This window comes from Vibrio viridaestus (genome assembly GCF_003856525.1).
In the GTDB taxonomy this organism is placed as follows: Bacteria; Pseudomonadota; Gammaproteobacteria; order Enterobacterales; family Vibrionaceae; genus Vibrio; species Vibrio viridaestus.
Window position 1 is genome coordinate 1 of record NZ_RJVQ01000009.1, and the last position, 19,064, is coordinate 19,064.

Genomic DNA, 19,064 nt, shown 5'->3' on the forward strand with positions numbered 1-19,064 from the left:
TTAAACTTGGTGATTTGTTACACGAAGACGACGAAAATGTCGTACATGGTTTGATGCACGAAAAGGCTATGAATCCCCGACTAATCAACGTCTTAGAAGAATCCAAACGTGCATAGTCTTATTTACCCATTGATAGATAATGCGCACTTAAGGGTGGAGGTTTAACATTTGAACGTTTCTGTTAGTTACCGATTATACGGGCCCCATATATCAGCAGTTACAAGTGATTAAAGCGCTTAACTACCTGCGCAATAACATCAGGTGGTCTGGCTTTCACATTTATGAGTAACGTGGCCGCGACGTTCGATAGTTTACACTCAGAACTCGACACGTTTGCACTGTTGAAAGATTAATGCAAACGCTTTGTTGAAAGCTACACTTTCCTTACGTATCGTTGCCTTTTTGTTGCATACTGCCATGGTCTAACCTCGTTTCAGTTATTTTATAGCCAATGCGGAGTTAAGTTTGATTAAGCGTTTTTCGTAATTGAACCACATTAAAAACGGAATCAATCACGACGGAGGAAAGCCAATACTAGTTAGATACTGGAGGTACACTCCGATGCGCGGCAGAATGCCGACTTAACAAGTGACACAGCAATAATTGAAGAATCCTTCAAGATTACTCGTGACTACCTGTGGTTCTCATATATTTGTCATTTGTGATAAATAATCTGTTTACGTAAAGAATTAGAGGGTAAAAATTAATTCATAAGCTTTTTATGTGTGATTAATCTATGTTTTGTCTACTTGCAAATTTTTTAGTTATAGTGCTTTAAAGGTAGCCGTGTAAAAAGCTAGACGATAAGAGTAAGGTTTTCACTTTGATCTTACGCGGATCATTTTGTTAGTTAGTGCTCATTAACCTATCTGGCTGCAATATAATAACCTGTTCTAACTAATTGATAATTATTGGTTATTAATGATAATAGCTATTCGTAAACAAAGATCGTTGTTATCAGAATCTTTATTTATTAGGTAAACTAACTATTAAATGTAGCTAAAACTATAGCCATTAATTAAGACTCTTTGTGGTGCAGAATAGTGTTTTAATCTAAAGCAGGAATGTTAGAAAACAATCGAGAGTGAGTAAGAAGGGACATGTGCCCTTCCCTACTTTTGGTGGTTATTCTTTTTCGGACTGTTCGCGAATTTGTTGAGCAACAATTTTGATCGCTTCTGCGGTACTAATACCTTGCGCCATCAGCTTTTGAATTTCTTCTACAGCTTTCTGTTGCTCTTCATGTGAAAGGGAAAGATCATCAAACATAAAAAAAGCTTCTCATTTGAGGAGCGTAAGAATATCGATATCATTAATACGTTGCAAGGAAATTGACGTACGCGCCCATTGCATCTTCGTTGGTATACGTACCCGCAATATCAATTTCAAATAGGCCTAATGGCGCAAGGCCAATACCTGCAGTAAACGTCTCTTCACTATCTTCATAAGCTAAGTTTTTCATGTAACCAACGCGAAGTTTCAACTGGCGAAGAATATCTAACTCAGCACCAACACGTAACATCTGGGTATTATCATCAAAACCAACATAACGGTCTAATTCGTTTAAGTCATAATCCACACTGATAGTCGCATAATCTGCGACTAGTCCAACACCTAGAGTGTATTGTGGTTCTAATTTATACTCGTACGATTGCCCTGAGCCAAACGTATTCGTCTCGATGGTTTTAGATATTAGATTTCGTCCAGATAAACCTACACGCATCGGACCGTAAAACCAAATAACGCCAGTATCAATGTTAAACGTATTCACGGCGTTATTATTTTTTGCTACGTCAGCTAGGTCGAAATTATCAACACTCGCCTGATACACATAAGTGTAGATGCGCTGTAACTTAGGCGAAATACCTACAGCCATATGCTGACCGAGAAAGTTTATGTATTTACCCATGTTCAGGCCGGCCTCGGTTACAGCCACTGAAACAGCATTTATTTTGGTGTTTTCTGCTCTTTCTAATGTTGTACCACTGGTCGTATCAACATCAGGTGTGACAAACGTTTCCGCATAGGCCTTCCCAAAAATGTTCATTGAAAGATAGGAGTTTGGAATACCAATTGCGGCGGCGGCACCTAGTTCAACTTTTAGCTGACTGCCATCAAGATCATCAAGATAGGATTGTAATGTTGCTTCATCACTGGCCGAACCGCCACCGCCATTGATTTTATCAATGAGGTCTGCAACTCCGTCCATTGTATCGACCATGTTATCCTGGTCATCATAGTTAAGTCCTAAGCCTGGTAATATCATCCCGGCATCATCATTACGACGATATATAGCCACTAATGCTGGATTATAAAATGGAGCAGTAAGGTACGTTGCGGACACAACCCCGACTCCCCCCATGGCATCACCACGTGCCTCAACAGAGTACGAGCCAGCATAAGCACTTAATGAACAAGCGGAAGCTATAGCCGTTACAATAAATTTAGACTTAATATTCATGACGTTATCTATCCAAAACAATGCTTAGATATATAACGGCATGAATTAAGGTTTCTTTAGTTATTCTTCCGGAGAAATGTCGTAAGTTTTGCTAATAACCTGAGAACGTTCAATCGCAATTGGGCCTTGCCAACGTTGGTGGTTCATCGATACAGCTAAGACATAACGATTAGGTGGTAGATTGTTCGACTCCAAAATCGAAGGATAATCAGAATCGTAGGATTTATGCCACCGTTCCTGATATTTACCATCAACATATTGGTACACAGAAACATTAAGCTTAGGTAATGGACAATATGGGTTAGGAATGGCGGTTTTTTTTACGTTCCATTGGTCTTTAGCAATCCAGTGTACAGAATGTTCATCGCTTGTTTGATCAAGAATTACCCATGTACTCCAAGAAGTACTGTCGTCTTTAGTCACGATTAGCCTATACAAACCAATATCGAGAGGAGATGTTAAGTTGTATCGCTTAATGTAGGCAAATTCGCCTTTATTAACGCCATCACTATTAAGTTGGTTGAATGAAGCATCCTGAGAAATTGAGCTGTTAACCCATTTTGTTAACGAGATATCTTTAATTTCATTGTTAGTAACCGTATCAACGATAACTTGATGTGCTTCTCGTCCAGGACTCTGAATCTCTATTGCTCTTATGGTAATGGACTTAACCCAATCAGGAAAAGGTTGCTCAGATAAGCTTTTACCACAATCAACGTTAAGAGATTGGCGTAAAAGACTGTTGAGATGATCATTAAGAGAAACGGAATGTTGGCTTTGCCACACTTCAACAAGCGAATCAAACATAGCTGGAAGCTGGTTGTTCAACAGATGTTGATGGGCTTGAGTTAGCGGCGTGTTCTTCTCGAACCATGCGCTGTTTGCATAAGGAGCGACCACTGCCGCTCCTAATATGACTGCAATTAACTTACTTTTCATGCAATGCACTAAGCTTTCATTTTGTATCCAACACCACGTAGCGTTTCAATTTCAAGGCCAGGCAATTTCTGACGAAGTTGAAGCACATGTGTGTCTACTGTACGTGTTGTTGGGAAATGATTATAACCCCAAACGTGATCCAGTAATTCATCACGTGTAAATACACGTCCTAAGTTACTCGCTAGGAAGAGCAGAAGATCAAATTCTGTACGTGTCAAAGTGATTGATTCGTCGTTATAAAATACTTCACGAGTCGCTTTGTCAATTACAAGATTCTTTGTTACTACTTTTGCCGCATCATCATCGTCTTGACCTTCAGGTGCACGAAGTTGAGCTCGAATACGTGCAAATAGTTCAGCTTCTGCAAAAGGCTTTGTTAGATAGTCGTTTGCGCCAGAATCGAGGCCTGCGACTTTGTCTTTTACTGTTACTAATGCAGTCAGCAAAATAACGGGTACGTCTTTTAACGCTTTCCAATCTGCTAAATGTTCGACTGAATCACCATCAGGTAACTGTCTATCCAAAATGACTAGATCAGCTTCTTCCCAATGGGCTTTGACTTCAGCTATTCTTTCCGCATGCAAACAGTTATATCCCGCTTGTTCAAGACTAACGAGTAATCCATCAGCTAAGTTTTTATCATCTTCAACGAGAAGCAACGTCTGTTTCACAGGGTATCTCCAAAATAAATGTTGTTGGCGGTCCGACAAGAGACATTTTGCCTCCCATTCGGTCAACCATTGACTCAACAATTGTCAATCCAAGACCAAGACCACTCTTACTAACGAATGGTTTACGCAATTGACGCCAATCTTTGTGCGATAATTGCCCTTGGTCGATTACTCTAAATGTGACCTTGTCACTTGACGTTTCAACGTTTAATTCTACCGGTGAAACGCCATATTTGAGCGCATTTCGTAATAAATTATCTATACATGTTCCAAGCCAATATACATTGAGCGAGGCTGAAACATCTTCATTAATTGAAAACTTAACGTTTCCGTCAAATTCTTCTTCTACTTTAAATTCAAGCCACTCAGCTACGGATGTTACCCATTCAGTTGCGAGCGGTTTGGTATCAGACTGCAAATAATCTTTACTTGCTTCTGCAAGCTGCCTTAATCGGCGCGAGTCTTCGCATAATCGTCTAAATTCTTCATATACAGTTTCAGGCAGTTTTTCGAATTCGCGTCTAAACCCTTCCACGGTTAACGATAAACTCGCTATCGGTGTTCTTAGCTCGTGCGTTAATATCTGTAACACTAACATACGGCTTTTTAATTCTCTGCGCTTTGAATTCCAACGATAGAAAAACCAAGCCACAATCAAAAATACGTTCGCGGTAATTAAGCCAACGAGAATATATCGAAGAACTTCTGATTGATCGCGTTCTGACCAACACAGATTGCCTCTCTGCACAAAACAGGTTTCAGCATAACCGGCCATGTGAAATTCCAACCCCGACTGTTCGGCGTTAGTATGCCATACACCAGAGGGGAAAATATAATAGCGGTCGCCTTTACGTAACCACAGTTCGTCTTTTTCGCTGAACATGCTAGCGCCGGATATTAATGCTGTAACCGACTCACCATCCATATTTTGTAGACGACCCAATAGACTGTCTGATGGTGCTCTTGGACGCTCCTGAATATGCATGTACTGTTTTAAAGCTTCATAACGATCCGGGTATTTTTCTACATACCTAGCAGCATACGTACCGCCACCTGGATGAATCAAAGAACTGCGGGCGAACCATCTTTTCGCCAACTGAGTCCCTTTACACATTGACCGCGTAAAGACTAAAGGTTCAGTGATTAAAGGGCTTAACGGCAGGGCTCCCGTACATGTTTGCGACAAATGATATAACTGTTGAATGTCTTTCAACGGATATTTCGATGTCTGAGGCAACATGGCATCAGGAGTCAAAAGTCGATTAGGATATTCAGATTCTATCTTTCTTATATCATAAGAAACCGTAGCATCTGAAAATTTGAATGTAGAAACAAATTTATCTATTTTGCTCGGCAAAGAGTCTGCATATACTGACGATGTAAATAGCGCCACCGCTAGCACAAAACGTTTTATTATCATTGTTCCTTTAGACTCAGAAACATTGTACAAGTTCAATGAATATGATCGTTATTATTATCAATTAGTAAAACGCTCATGTTATATGGATGTCAATAATATTTAAAGCTATATAAAATAAAAGCCAGCAATTGCTGGCTTTTAATACAATATAATAAGCAACTTATATTATAGCGCACGTGAAATTGCGTCTACACTCTCTTTTGCGTCCCCAAATAGCATTTGAGTGTTCTCTTTAAAGAAGAGTGGATTTTGCACACCTGCATATCCAGTATTCATAGAGCGTTTGAACACGATAACATTTTGAGCGTTCCAAACTTCCAGTACAGGCATGCCTGCAATTGGACTGTTTGGATCTTCTAGCGCTGCTGGGTTAACCGTATCGTTTGCACCAATTACTAATACAGTATCAGTTTCGGGGAAATCGTCATTAATTTCGTCCATTTCTAACACAATGTCGTAAGGTACTTTCGCTTCAGCAAGGAGTACGTTCATGTGTCCTGGTAAGCGCCCTGCTACTGGGTGAATACCGAAACGCACTTCAACGCCCATACCACGTAGTTTCTCTGTGATTTCGTAAACTGGGTATTGCGCCTGAGCCACAGCCATACCATATCCAGGAGTGATGATAACTGATTTTGAATTTTTCAGCATTTCAGCCACTTCTTCAGCCGTTGTTTCTCTGTGTTCACCTTGCTCAGCATCCTCAGAGATCACAATTTCCTGTCCAAAACCACCGGCGATAACGCTGACGAATGAACGGTTCATTGCCTTACACATAATGTAAGAAAGGATCGCACCAGAAGAACCCACCAAGGCACCGGTTACGATTAACAGATCATTCGCTAGCATGAAGCCTGCTGCCGCTGCAGCCCAACCTGAATAAGAGTTAAGCATTGAAACAACAACCGGCATATCAGCACCACCGATAGAAGCAACAAGGTGATAACCAAATGCAAATGCAATTAGCGTCATGACGATCAAGGCAAATACGCTACCGTCAACATTGAGGTAGTAGTTAAGCAGTAACAATGAAACGATGATAGCCGCTAAATTTAGCTTGTGTTTGTGTGGCAGATTAAGCGGTGAAGACTTGATAACACCACGTAGCTTACCAAAGGCAACAACGGAGCCAGTGAATGTTACCGCACCAATGAAGATACCGATGAATACTTCAACCAGGTGGATAACGTGTTCAGCATGTGTGGCTGTTTCGGCCGCGTGCAGATAGCTGTTATAACCGACAAGAACCGCTGCCATACCAACAAAACTGTGTAGAATAGCAACCAACTCCGGCATTTCGGTCATTTCAACTTTTTTTGCTAAATGGATACCGATTGCGCCACCAATAACCATCGCAACAATAACCCACCCAAGACCTTCAGCATAAGGGCTGAAAATAGTGGCTATCAAAGCAATAGTCATACCTGCGATACCGTAATAGTTACCAGCACGTGCTGAGGTCTGTTTCGATAATCCGGCCAAACTCATGATAAAGAATAATGCAGCAACGATATAAGCTGCTTGTACTAATCCTGCAGACATACGTTACTCCCTTAGTCTTTACGGAACATCTCAAGCATACGCTTGGTCACGGTGAAACCACCGAAGATGTTGATACTCGCAATCAATATAGCGAGGAATGCTAAAAACGAGACAAAACCATGCCCCTGCCCAATTTGCAATAATGCTCCAACAACAATGATACCTGAGATAGCATTGGTTACTGACATGAGCGGTGTATGCAAAGAATGCGTTACGTTCCATACGACGTAGTAACCAACAACGCATGAAAGAACGAAAACAGTAAAGTGGCCAAGAAATGCGGCTGGTGCTACCGAAGCAATCCATGCGAATAAACCAACTGCAACGACTAATCCTGCGATTTTCTTCGTTGGTGATACTGGTTTTTCAACTTTTGGTTCTGCTTTTCTGACAGGTGCTGCCTTCGCCTGAGGTTGCGCCGATACTTTAATCGGTGGTGCAGGCCAAGTAACTTCACCCTCTTTTACAACAGTGACGCCACGTAGTACAACGTCTTCAAAATCGATGTTGATGGTGCCATCTTTTTCTTTACACAATAGCTTCATTAAGTTGACAAGGTTTGTCGCGTAAAGCTGAGAAGATTGGGTAGGAAGGCGTCCCACCATATCGGTATAACCAATAATTTTCACGCCATTCGCTGTCGTGATGACTTTGTCAGCAACGGTATATTCACAGTTGCCACCATTCGCCGCAGCTAAGTCAACAATCACACTACCCGGCTTCATACTATCAACCATTTCTTTGGTCACTAGTTTTGGCGCGGGACGACCAGGAATAAGCGCGGTTGTGATAATGATATCAACGTCTTTGGCTTGTTCTGCATAAAGTTCTGCTGCTTTCTTGTTGAAATCATCAGACATTTCTTTCGCATAACCGTCGCCTGAGCCAGAATTTTCCTTAAAATCGACTTCAAGGAATTCAGCACCCATTGACTGAACCTGCTCTTTTACTTCAGGTCGAACGTCAAATGCACGTACAATCGCACCCAAGCTACCAGCAGCACCAATCGCTGCCAAACCAGCAACACCAGCACCTGCAACGAACACTTTCGCAGGCGGCACTTTACCTGCAGCAGTGATTTGACCAGTAAAGAAACGACCAAATTCATGAGCCGCTTCTACCACGGCACGATAACCAGCGATGTTTGCCATAGATGAAAGAGCATCTAAAGCCTGTGCACGAGAAATTCGCGGCACAGCATCCATTGCTAGTACGTTGATTTTTTTCGTTGTCAGTTTTTCCATCAACTCTGGATTTTGAGCTGGCCAAATAAAGCTAACGAGCGTCGTCCCTTCTTTAATTATCTCGATTTCTTCATCTGTTGGAGCGTTCACTTTCAGAATAAGACTGTTCTGCCAAATCTCTTCCTTAGTCGCGATTGAGGCTCCAGCCGCTTCAAAAGCAGAATCATCAAAACTTGCTTTTTCCCCTGCTGATGTTTCGACTGCCACATCAAACCCCAGCTTGATTAACTGCGCTACCGAAGTCGGTGACGCAGCAACTCGCGTTTCTCCAGCGAGCAGTTCTTTTGGCACACCAATTTGCATAGTTTTTCCTTGACTATTGGCACAATGAATATGTGTTTTAATGTTTTTATTGAACGAGAAGATTAACCTCAAGTCATTTATAATAAAAATAGAAATTATAATTACTTATAACCATATCGAATGTTAGCACGCGTAACCAAGACGCTAAAGGGATTGAATAAAAATTAATTTAACAAACATAAAGCATCATTTGCTAACAAAACTCTATGGATTTCTATAATGTTTTATAACGATAGAAACCACAAGCTTATATGCGCCTGTGGTTCATTAGATTTGATTTGAATCAAGCCAAGATTGACTTAAGAGAAGATTTTGTCGCCCATCTGATCGATGAACATTTTTGCCTTACGAATCATTAGTTCATTTGCGTCATCTTTGGTCATAAGAACATCTGACCGGATAAACAAATGTTCTTTGTCTTCTGAATCATCTGTTGTTGGCTTACAAATGCGTCCTGCAACCCTAAATTGCCCACTTTCCGCTTTCGCTTCAGGATAAATAAGAAATTCTTTATATTCCACTGGCTCAACGGTTTCCTGAACAGGTTCGGTTTTAGCGCCACCAAACAAGGATGAGAAAAATCCCACAGAATGCTCCTTTAAATTTTAATTTTTGTGTGCTTTTGAAACGATTGGTTTTTCAAACCACTCTAACTCAAGGTCTTCTTCATATCTAGCCCCCGACATAACAACTGGAATTTCATCTTGCTCTCTATGCTTACGTCTATCATCCGCGATCATACTTTCGGCAGCTTCAATTGCATCATGAGCACACTTACGTAAATGTACTGCTTTTTCTTCAGGTAACGCAGAAAGAAAGTCTATGTCATAACGGATATAGACCGGACGTAATTGAGACAAAGCAATACACGCTAAGTCTGCAAGCTGACTGTCTGTATACTTATCAACATAGTGGTCGATGGCTAGAATCTGCCCGACAAGGGTTTCCATATAGTTATGTACATCGGAACTGATATTCATATTACGTTCTCCGTTAATTATCAGCGAAGGATATAAATGTAAAATAGACCTACTTTAGGTTAAGTGACAAAGATTTATCAAAGCGATGATTTAAATCGTAGACTCTCATCATACAAGTTGCCAAACCACTACTGACTTATTTAACAATAACCCTACACATTCAGTTTCTTTATGTGCATTTTTACAGTACAGTAATGCAGTTAGCGTAATGGGTAAATAACTAAAATTAAATGGATGTATTCGTTTCAAAAATAAAATTCTTTTTGCCGCTGTTATTGGCGTTATTCGCCAGCGTTATGTTGGCGGAACAATTCGCACCCCTTCCGTTCACTCAAGACTGGTTCTACACCACTCCATATGTTTTTTATTCTATAGCGGTAACACTTGGAATCATGTTCAAGCGTTCGCGACTTGTCATGCTGATATTCGCAAGCGTACTAGCCTATTCAATTATACAGTTTCGCTTACAGACGCCCCTGTCGCAGCAGCATACATTCATTCAATATTGCCTACTTGCGTTCTTGTACCCAGTAGCACTTAACTTAATATTTTTATTTAAAAATTCCACCTTATTCAGTAAACAGACTCTCTATTACCTCGCATTTCTGGTGCTTCTCACCAGTTGGGCTTACCTAACAATTGAGTACTATAGCGAACTTGGTCTAAATCACACGGTAAGTACCCTCCTTTATTCGTACCAGGATCTGTCTACATTACCCGTAATACTCATACTGTACTTACTCGTTTTGGTTGGAATCAGCGCGATTCTCTACCTCAATACAGGCAAACAGATCAATAACTCGATTTTCACCAGTCTGGTTCTCTTTACTACCACAATGGTCCTATTCGACATCACCTCGATTTCTTCCGTATTATTCTCGATGGACGCGTTACTCCTGATCGTCTCAATTATTACCTACGTTAGAGCGATGGCTTACAAGGACACTTTAACTGGTCTATCTAATCGTCGGGCATTGGACTCTGATATCCAACACCTCAAAAAACGTTACAGTGTAGCGATGATTGATGTTGATCATTTTAAGAAATTTAACGATACATATGGACATGATGCTGGAGATGATGTTCTTAGGTTAGTTGGGTCCCGCTTAAAACAACTCGGCCGAAAAGCCAGAATTTATCGGTACGGTGGAGAGGAGTTTACTGTTATATACAAGAATATGCTTTCTGACGAAACCAAACCCCTACTCGATGAAATACGTGAATCTTTATCCGAGTATGAAATGACGCTTCGCAACTCAGATACCCGCCCAAAAAACGATAAACTGGGTGTTTTGAAACGCCGTGGAAGTAATAAATCAGAGACCGTAAGCGTCACCGTAAGTATTGGTGTTTCTGACAGCAATAGTGATGCAACAACAGCCGTTGAAGTATTGAAAATAGCGGATAAGGCACTGTATAAAGCCAAAAAACAAGGGCGAAACAGGGTCGTTACATCGTAACTAATCCTGTTAATTTTACATGCCTCTGTTTCTGTCGACGTTCTTTTTCGTCAGTTTTTCCATCCAATAATCACAGGCATAACGCTCAGGCTTAGTCGGATTTCCCCATGCCAAGCACATATCTCCACTTGTCGATGACTTTCTCTCGTACTGGCGACAGTTACCACAACATTTTTTCATAACGATTAAATGACAATTTACGAATAGTTAAAGTATGTCACTATCGCTTTTATTAAGAGGTGATTTTAATCAATAGATACTGATTGGAAGAAAGAAATCCAACTCAAAAATTTCATCTTTTTCAAGGAAATGATTTCTATGATAATGAACATAAGCTGGTGTCGATTTCATTTTTAATCCAGACGCTGGTAGCCAGTGGTCTTGAATAAGACTTATCTGAGGTAACAGTTCTCCATACTTACCACTTAAATTAAATTTTGCATACAATCCGCCTGGAATGGTCATTTGATTGACTATCGTTCTATTTTTAATTGGCTGCGAAATTTCAATGCAGGCAACATAACGACATTTGTCCAAATCGACCCAGATTGGGTTTGAATGATGAAGTCCATATTGAATACTGTATGAGCGACCTTCCACCATTGCCCACGCTTTTAATAACTGCCATGCACGTTTTATTGAACGGTTATAGCCAATATGTCTAACGTAAGCAACATACCTATCTGGCAGTTGAATGAGTTCAGGCTCTTGAACTTCTGTAGTCGAGATTCTTTGGTAGCTTTCCGCAACTTCAGCATCACTCAGGTAAGGCTTGTCATGATCAGAAATAACTGTTTTTTTCCATTCTCCAGGGGAAACAGAAAACACACTTTTAAATGCTCGATTGAATGATGATAAGGAATTAAATCCAGAACGGTTGGCGATATCAAGAATGGTCGTATGTGGATCAAACATCAGTTGATTGGCTGCGTATTCCATACGCGTTCGTTTTATGTATTGGTGTACGCTTTCACCTACAAACTCTTTAAACAGGCGATGAAAATGCTGCTCAGAATACGCAGCTACTTTTGCCAAGTCTGACGCTAACAACTCGCGGCTAATATCCTGATGTATGTAGTAAAGAACGTCATTAATGCGCGAATTAATAATAGCTTGAGCCGATTTCATTTAGATTACCGCATAAATGGACATAGTAGTTAGCATAAACAGACAATCACTAATGTGCAACTATTTGTATTCTACTGGTTATTGTTATAGCCAAACTCATCCCGTTGAGACAAGGAATTACACATGCAAGTTGCACATTCACTCCAAAGTACCCCTTCTTCCTACATTAGAGAAATTCTCGCCGCCGCAAGCTCATCTGACGTAATTTCTCTTGCTGGGGGACTCCCAAACAAAGCCACATTTCCTATGGAGATAATCGAATTAGGGTTAAAGGAAATTCGTAGTAATGATAGTGTTTTTCAGTATGGTAATACCGCAGGATATCAACCACTCCTGTCATATTTAGCCAGACAGTATGCTCTACCCACATCATTTAAGGCACTAATTACAACAGGCTCTCAGCAAGGCATAGATCTCGTTGCCCGTGCATTTATTAATCCCGGTGACAATATCGTAATGGAAGCGCCAAGTTATCTTGGTGCGCTACAAGTATTTTCGTTAGCTCAAGCAACGATACATACTGTTGAACAGACCAGCTCAGGGCCTAACATAGAATGTCTCGAACGATGTTTTCGTTTACATAAACCAAAATTATTCTACGCCGTTCCGGATTTTCACAACCCTACAGGTATATCGTGGTCATTGGATATACGTGAAAAGGTGGCTAGCCTATGTTTGTGTTACAATGTCACTCTAATCGAAGACGCGCCATACCGTGAGCTTACATTTGAAGACAATACGCTTCCAATGGTGTCTAATTATTGTCCAGATAACAGTATCGTTTTACGATCTTTTTCTAAAATTGTCTCACCTGGACTAAGAATAGGTTTAGCAACAGGTCACTGCGCGTTAATTGAACCAATGATTAAAGTGAAGCAAGCTGCTGACTTACATTCCAGTCTTCCAATACAACAGCTTTTTCTTTCAGTAATCTCACATCCTGAATTTCTACCACATTTACAGCGTACTAGAACGTTATATTCAAAAAAATACCAACAAATGTATTCGAGCCTTAAGCACCATCTACCCGACTATTGTCAGATCAATAAAACTAAAGGAGGAATGTTTATTTGGATTACGCTCCCACCGTGCGATACGTTAGCGCTAGCAAAAGAATCATTAGATAACGGAGTTGCTATTGTACCAAGCTGCGTTTTCTACCCTAATAATCGTGATGCTCAAGCTGGAATTAGAATCAACTTCACCAATTGCGAAGAGCATGAAGTTGAAATCGCCGCTAAGCGATTAAGTGTGGTAATTGAGAGTAACTTTATCAATACGACAGTCTAGTTTCACGTTTAGGGCTATCACTTTTTAAACAGTACTTGATAACATTGACATATAATGATAATAATTATCATTAACAAAAGAGGTGTAACTAATGATGTTGAATCAAGAACGTATTTATAACGCTTTTTTTAAAGCCCAAGATGCTTTTAATACCAACCAGTACTCTCAGTTTGATATCGATGTTATCCAAGATTATGTTCACTGGGGTAAGATGATCGGTTGTGTACACAGAGAAGGCTCCCCTAGCGAGAATAATCTTTTACAGGAATTATTTTTGCGCCGAGTGTTTTTTGATCTTTTATCGGCCATTGAGGATGAAAAGCGCAGTATGACGTTTAGACGCGTTTGCCTGGATAACATCTATATACCGCTTATGTGTTTAAAACGCTTCTATCATGCATTCTCTTATGGTCACGAAAAATTACTAGCCCTGCACTCACGTTTAAGCACAGCGCAAATAAGGTTTAACTGCCACTTGTAACGCGACAGACGGGAAATACTTATGTATTTCCCGTCTGACGCAATGAATGGGATAAACCTTACTTGTACATGTATTCTCTGGTAAGGGGCAACACCTGTTTACCTGCTTTTGTGGCGACCACTTGATGTAGTGCTACCCAGTTTTGGTAGAATGCATGCGCGCATCCAGCTAAATACACTCGCCAAATACGAAAATGTTTGTCGTCCACCATTGATTGTAAAACCTCCGATTTTTCTTCGAACCTTTCAGCCCAATGATCTAGCGTTTTAGCATAGTGCACGCGAAGATTTTCAATGTCTGTTGCTTCTAATCCGGCATTAGCCATTTCAAATAATACCAAACTGATGTGTGGCAGCTCGCCATTTGGAAAGACATAACGATCGATAAACTCACCTGCTCCCGCTGGCGCAGAACCTGAGTTAGGGTCACTTGTCGTTATTCCATGATTCATAATGACGCCATCATCGGCAAGTAGGCTATTTAACTTTCTGAAGTAGGTCGGTAGGTTATCGAGACCAACATGCTCAAACATACCAACACTAGTGATACGATCGAATGAGCCTTCCATATCACGATAGTCTACCAGCTTAACTTTACATCTATCCTCCAAGCCAAGCGCCTTTATGCGTTTTTCTGCTTCTTTGAGTTGTTCTTCTGACAACGTAATGCCTGTACAGATTGCACCGTACTTTTGTGCGGCACGAATAACCAAAGCGCCCCAGCCACAACCGACATCGAGTAATGTTTGTCCCGGTTGTAGGTTAATTTTATTCAATATATGGTCTAACTTTTGTTCTTGAGCTAAATCCAGAGAGTCATTCTCATCACGAAAGTATCCACAAGAGTACACCATATTTTTGTCTAGCCATTGACTATAAAACTCATTTGAAACGTCGTAATGATAGGATATTGAGTTTTTATCAACTTGTTTGGTGTGCTTATGACGTCGAGAAGATCCGTGTTTAACCGTTTGACCTTCTTGTACCAGTTGGGTAGCTACGTTAATAACGTCAGTTACTTTACCCTGAACATCCAGTTTCCCCTCGACATAGGCTTCTCCCAACTTATCGAGAGTTGGGTTAATAAAATGCTTTAAGGAACTCATATTAGGAATATCTACAACAATTTTTTCTTCATCAGAAAATTTGACCAATTTCCCATTCCACAAACGCAGGCTCATAGGCACTGAGTAATGAGAACTTAGATCATCGATGATTTTTTCTAGCTTCCTTTCGAAAAGCATAACGACCTCCCGTAATCACTTAAAATAATTAATGAGTTGTGTAGAAAATGAGTGTTAACTCATAAATTTGTCGTTAAAAAACCATGCTACTCCGATCAAAAGAAAACACAAATCACATTTTATTAACATTAATTGTGCATTTATTCGTGAAAGTAATAACAGATATTGACGAAGTTGATGGATTGTTTTTAGGAGAAAAATGGGGAGCTATAACCGAAGAGCCCCCTTTTTTATATTTAAATCAAACCCTTCATGCGAGCCAATGAAAAGGTATTTATCGTTGTAGAATCTTTTATTTCACCACTAAGAATCATCTTTTCAAAGTCTTCTAAAAGGACTTTTTGAGTGACTAATCCCTCTTCTTCCGGATCGAGGTTAGTCTCTCCTTGAGTAAGGTCTGTAGCAAAGTAAATATGATATCCCTGACTACAGAAACCATAAGCGAGATATTGAAAACCGATGTATTCCATTCGATCTGCAGCTAACCCTGTTTCCTCCTGTAACTCTCCCGCCGCAAGTAACAAGTGGTCAGCTTCGGGATTGCTTTCCCAAGTTCCTTGAGGAAACTCAGCGAAGCGACTATCTACTGCATAGCGATATTGTTCGACTAAATAGACATAGCCATCCTGATAAGGGAGTATTACAGCAAAGTCTGGCTTATCGACAACACCATAAATCCCTTCGGCGCCGCTCGGTCTTTTAATCTTATCTTCACGAACAGACATCCACTTGTTCTGATATACGACTTTACTGTCTAGCGTTTCGATTTCTTTCATACCTTTCCTTTATCGGTGACGTTTCTACTTATCCCCAAGCTAACAAAAAAGCGGAAGATAAAGAAGTGTAACGACTAGATGGTTGAGGCTATCTTACTTTTATGACACAGCTCTGACGCTGGTTCGCTTATTCAAAATTTCTGACCATCATCACCAAGAAGCATCGATTATATTTTCCCATGCTCTCTTTTACACTAATGCCATATGTTACTTTAAGCGAGATTATTCATGATTAATGTAAGACATGGCGACGAACGAGGAGTCGCAGATTTTGGTTGGCTGTTTAGCAAACATACATTCTCATTTGGTCAGTACTACGATCCTAATTTCATGGGATTTTCATCGTTGAGAGTAATCAATGATGACCAAGTTGCCCCTTCTGCAGGATTTGATACACACGGCCACAAGAACATGGAAATAATAAGCTATGTACTCCAGGGAAGAATTGCTCATAAGGACAGTGCCGGCAATATAAAAACCCTGCCCAAAGGCGAGTTTCAGTTAATGTCAGCAGGCAAAGGTATTTATCACAGCGAATTTAATGCGTCTGACAATGAAACACTTAAGTTTCTACAAATTTGGATTATGCCCAATGAGCACAATACCGAGCCTGGATATCAACAAAAAGCCTTCGGGACGAATAAAGGCCTTACGACCATTATCACTCCTAATGGCGAAAACGGCACATTGAAAATTCGTCAGGATATGAAGCTACACCAATTGATTATGGATCCGGATCAAAGTGTTGAGACAACATTTAACTATGGAAAAAACGTTTATATCCATTTGATTAGTTCATCACTTGAAATCAATGATACAAAAATCCAGCCAGGTGATGGTGCGATGATCTCTGATGAAGGAATACTGATGTTAACGAATTCAGGAAATGAAGAACTCACCGCACTTATTTTTGAAATGCAGTAATCAAATGGCCCGACATCGTACTAATGTCGGGCAGAGTTTGCTATTTAAAACAAAGCAACGAACTGTCTGATTAAGGCAGGATGTGCTGGCCATGCCGGCCCTGTTACTAATTTTCCATCAGTGATAGCGTCATCCATTGCTAGATCAACATAAGTACCGTTAGCAGCCTCAACTTCTGGCTGACATGCTGGGTATGCCGAGACTTTTTTACCCTCGACAACTTTCGCAGCTGTAAGAAGCTGAGGACCATGACAAATTGCTGCAACCGGTTTGTCAGCATCAAAGAAATGCTGGACCATAGCAATCACTTTCGCATCAAGACGTAAATACTCTGGTGCACGTCCACCAGGTACGTACAGCGCATCATAATCTTCTACTTTGATATCATCGAACGTTGCATTGAGCACGAAGTTATGGCCACGCTTTTCTGTATAGGTTTGATCGCCCTCGAAGTCATGAATAGCGGTTGCGATAACGTCGCCCGCTTTTTTCTTAGGACAAACTGCATCCACTTCATGCCCCATCGCAATCAAAGCCTGATATGGCACCATATTTTCATAATCTTCAACAAAATCACCGGTAATCATAAGAACTTTAGCCACTGAGATTCTCCTTGTTAGTAAAGTCAGTATCTGAGGGGTTCTTTATACATGAAATAGCTTGGGACTTTGTGTGGAAATTGAAAAAATTTGAGTCAATATCAAGAACTAAAGAGATAAAACTGCTTGATTGGACTCAATATTGATCTGAGATAATATATTAAGAAATCAGGGAAATGGCAGTGTTATGCAGATTGTTCAGATAACGCCAATATCGCGTCTTCTGAATCGTTAAACATAATCTTAGCGACACAACAATCTCCAGCAGCAGAGAAGTGCTCTCTAACCAGCTGGCTCAGTTCGTCTAGGGATAGAACTCGGTGATGATCCATCAAATCGAGAGGTTTCGCTTGATTATCGTGACAAACAATGTATTCGTGTCCATTGGAATCGATAACAACATCGGTTTCGCAGAAAATAAAGCCGTTGGTTGTCACATCTTTTAACCATTCGTCTTCATTTCGATAAAAGATCAGCTCTGAATCGCCTTCCATCTTAAGTACTGCAGGCCATGTAATCATCTTGACACCTACCCCATTAGACGCTGAGAAACCAGTATCGTAGCACAGGAAATTTGAAATTCGACTAAAATCATGGGTTCTCGTTTAAACAATAGTCATCAATGAGATCTTGTACCAACATAAGTCCGCCTCTTAACCCAACTCTTACATTATTATTTGGGAAAATAACCCATTCTTTATCGTGCTCAACTCGGTATTCAAAATTATTATCGGTAGCCAGTAATTCGCCTCGAGAAAATGATGTAAAGTTTGGAGTCTCATCATCAAAGTTAAGCAAAAACGCATCACTTTTTTTAATCAATACCTGAGAGACGCGGTACAGTTGGAACGATTTATCATACGAATGATCGCTTGATGGGTAGGTTTTGCTTATCAAACGGTACATTCCATCCTTAATTGCCTTAAATTTACCTAAATCATTTTCACCAAATGGCAATGCTTTACCGAGCTCTAACGTCACTGAATCAGCATTACAGACATGACTGGTAAAGTAACTATAGGTAGTACTTGGAGCATGATTAATCACCATCGCATCAAGGTCTATAGTGGACAGGAATGAGATAAATGACCGTGGATATTTCCCCTTTTCCACGTAGGGCAGTAATCCAAATCTTTCATGAAATGAGGGTCTTATCGCAGTGTGTAAATCGAGGTGGATTTTAAATTTAGATTTTTCGTGACGGAAAAAGTCTTCCGTTACAAATTCGATGACCTGCGCTCTGAATGCTTCAGGATAGTCCATAAGGACAGCGGATTCCTCACCAAACAATCGATTCATATCGACATCGAGGTAACGTTTATCCTGTTTCATTGCTTCAATGTTACCGAATACAAACATTGTACGTGTCAAAGGGGCGACTCGCTCGTTTAAGATATCCGAAATCAGTTGGTCGACAATTTCTATCGGAGCTGTTTCATTGCCATGAATCCCGGCAGAGATGACAACGCTTGCCTCAGCGTCTACCTCTGGCTCAAAAACTAATATACCCTGGGCAGGGCAATGCCATTTCACATTGCCTACTACTCCATGCTTGCCTTCCATTGGTACATCATTGAGCGTGGAATGCAGAAAATTTGTCATA

Annotated in this window: 19 protein-coding genes; 4 read left to right on the forward strand and 15 right to left on the reverse strand. The window is 40.5% G+C overall.

From position 1 onward, the window contains the following. Positions 1-1,125: 1,125 nt before the first annotated feature. The 9 genes from EES38_RS16855 to EES38_RS16895 all read right to left on the reverse strand — a co-directional run bounded on the left by EES38_RS16855 (position 1,126) and on the right by EES38_RS16895 (position 9,560). Positions 1,126-1,269, reverse strand: coding sequence for a YoaH family protein (locus EES38_RS16855; protein ID WP_124938390.1), 144 nt, complete (start codon positions 1,267-1,269; stop codon positions 1,126-1,128). Positions 1,270-1,312: 43 nt separating this feature from the next. Next, positions 1,313-2,461 (reverse strand): conjugal transfer protein TraF, encoded by a 1,149-nt coding sequence (locus tag EES38_RS16860; RefSeq protein WP_124938391.1) that lies wholly within the window; start codon positions 2,459-2,461, stop codon positions 1,313-1,315. Between the two features lie 60 nt (positions 2,462-2,521). Then, positions 2,522-3,400, reverse strand: coding sequence for a DUF2861 family protein (locus EES38_RS16865; protein WP_124938392.1), 879 nt, complete (start codon positions 3,398-3,400; stop codon positions 2,522-2,524). 8 nt (positions 3,401-3,408) lie between these two features. Then, a complete protein-coding gene (gene vxrB, locus EES38_RS16870; protein WP_124938393.1) occupies positions 3,409-4,071 on the reverse strand; it encodes a response regulator transcription factor VxrB in 663 nt (220 codons plus the stop codon). Further along, positions 4,046-5,491: a sensor histidine kinase VxrA gene (gene vxrA, locus EES38_RS16875; RefSeq protein ID WP_124938394.1), complete on the reverse strand. Its 1,446-nt coding sequence runs from the start codon at positions 5,489-5,491 to the stop codon at positions 4,046-4,048. The genes vxrB and vxrA overlap by 26 nt, the downstream gene beginning before the upstream one ends. Positions 5,492-5,656: 165 nt before the next feature. Next, positions 5,657-7,033 carry a Re/Si-specific NAD(P)(+) transhydrogenase subunit beta gene (gene pntB, locus EES38_RS16880; RefSeq protein WP_124938395.1) on the reverse strand — a complete coding sequence of 459 codons (1,377 nt, stop codon included), beginning with the start codon at positions 7,031-7,033 and terminating at the stop codon, positions 5,657-5,659. 11 nt (positions 7,034-7,044) lie between these two features. Continuing rightward, a complete protein-coding gene (gene pntA / locus EES38_RS16885; protein WP_124938396.1) occupies positions 7,045-8,580 on the reverse strand; it encodes a Re/Si-specific NAD(P)(+) transhydrogenase subunit alpha in 1,536 nt (511 codons plus the stop codon). A 299-nt stretch (positions 8,581-8,879) separates the two neighbouring features. After that, a complete protein-coding gene (locus EES38_RS16890; RefSeq protein WP_124938397.1) occupies positions 8,880-9,167 on the reverse strand; it encodes an HlyU family transcriptional regulator in 288 nt (95 codons plus the stop codon). A gap of 18 nt (positions 9,168-9,185) precedes the next feature. Further along, positions 9,186-9,560: a late competence development ComFB family protein gene (locus tag EES38_RS16895; protein WP_124938398.1), complete on the reverse strand. Its 375-nt coding sequence runs from the start codon at positions 9,558-9,560 to the stop codon at positions 9,186-9,188. Positions 9,561-9,790: 230 nt separating this feature from the next. Between EES38_RS16895 and EES38_RS16900 the strand changes: the two genes are divergently transcribed. After that, the gene (locus EES38_RS16900) at positions 9,791-11,020 is read left to right on the forward strand and encodes a GGDEF domain-containing protein (RefSeq protein WP_124938399.1); all 1,230 of its coding nucleotides are present in this window, start codon (positions 9,791-9,793) and stop codon (positions 11,018-11,020) included. 249 nt (positions 11,021-11,269) lie between these two features. Here the strand turns inward: EES38_RS16900 and EES38_RS16905 are convergent, their stop codons facing one another. After that, complete coding sequence (locus tag EES38_RS16905) at positions 11,270-12,148, reverse strand: AraC family transcriptional regulator (RefSeq protein WP_124938400.1); 879 nt, start codon at positions 12,146-12,148, stop codon at positions 11,270-11,272. Between the two features lie 123 nt (positions 12,149-12,271). Here EES38_RS16905 and EES38_RS16910 point away from each other — a divergent pair, with 123 nt between their 5' ends. After that, positions 12,272-13,438 carry an aminotransferase-like domain-containing protein gene (locus tag EES38_RS16910; protein ID WP_124938401.1) on the forward strand — a complete coding sequence of 389 codons (1,167 nt, stop codon included), beginning with the start codon at positions 12,272-12,274 and terminating at the stop codon, positions 13,436-13,438. A 91-nt stretch (positions 13,439-13,529) separates the two neighbouring features. After that, entirely contained in the window at positions 13,530-13,919 is a 390-nt protein-coding gene (locus tag EES38_RS16915; protein ID WP_243694220.1) for a hypothetical protein, read from the forward strand. A gap of 58 nt (positions 13,920-13,977) precedes the next feature. Here the strand turns inward: EES38_RS16915 and EES38_RS16920 are convergent, their stop codons facing one another. Further along, entirely contained in the window at positions 13,978-15,162 is a 1,185-nt protein-coding gene (locus EES38_RS16920; RefSeq protein ID WP_124938402.1) for a class I SAM-dependent methyltransferase, read from the reverse strand. A gap of 236 nt (positions 15,163-15,398) precedes the next feature. Further along, positions 15,399-15,938 carry an NUDIX hydrolase gene (locus EES38_RS16925; protein WP_124938403.1) on the reverse strand — a complete coding sequence of 180 codons (540 nt, stop codon included), beginning with the start codon at positions 15,936-15,938 and terminating at the stop codon, positions 15,399-15,401. A gap of 228 nt (positions 15,939-16,166) precedes the next feature. On the opposite strand from EES38_RS16925, the gene EES38_RS16930 reads away from it, so the two are divergent. Beyond that, on the forward strand, positions 16,167-16,862 hold the full coding sequence (locus EES38_RS16930; protein WP_124938404.1) for a pirin family protein: 696 nt from the start codon (positions 16,167-16,169) through the stop codon (positions 16,860-16,862). Between the two features lie 44 nt (positions 16,863-16,906). On the opposite strand, the gene EES38_RS16935 is transcribed toward EES38_RS16930, so the two are convergent. From EES38_RS16935 to astE, 3 genes are all read right to left on the reverse strand, one after another. Beyond that, complete coding sequence (locus tag EES38_RS16935; RefSeq protein WP_124938405.1) at positions 16,907-17,464, reverse strand: DJ-1/PfpI family protein; 558 nt, start codon at positions 17,462-17,464, stop codon at positions 16,907-16,909. Positions 17,465-17,646: 182 nt separating this feature from the next. After that, positions 17,647-17,982 (reverse strand): DUF4144 family protein, encoded by a 336-nt coding sequence (locus EES38_RS16940; RefSeq protein ID WP_124938406.1) that lies wholly within the window; start codon positions 17,980-17,982, stop codon positions 17,647-17,649. 70 nt (positions 17,983-18,052) lie between these two features. Continuing rightward, positions 18,053-19,063: a succinylglutamate desuccinylase gene (gene astE / locus EES38_RS16945; RefSeq protein WP_124938407.1), complete on the reverse strand. Its 1,011-nt coding sequence runs from the start codon at positions 19,061-19,063 to the stop codon at positions 18,053-18,055. Between the last annotated feature and the right edge of the window lies 1 nt (position 19,064).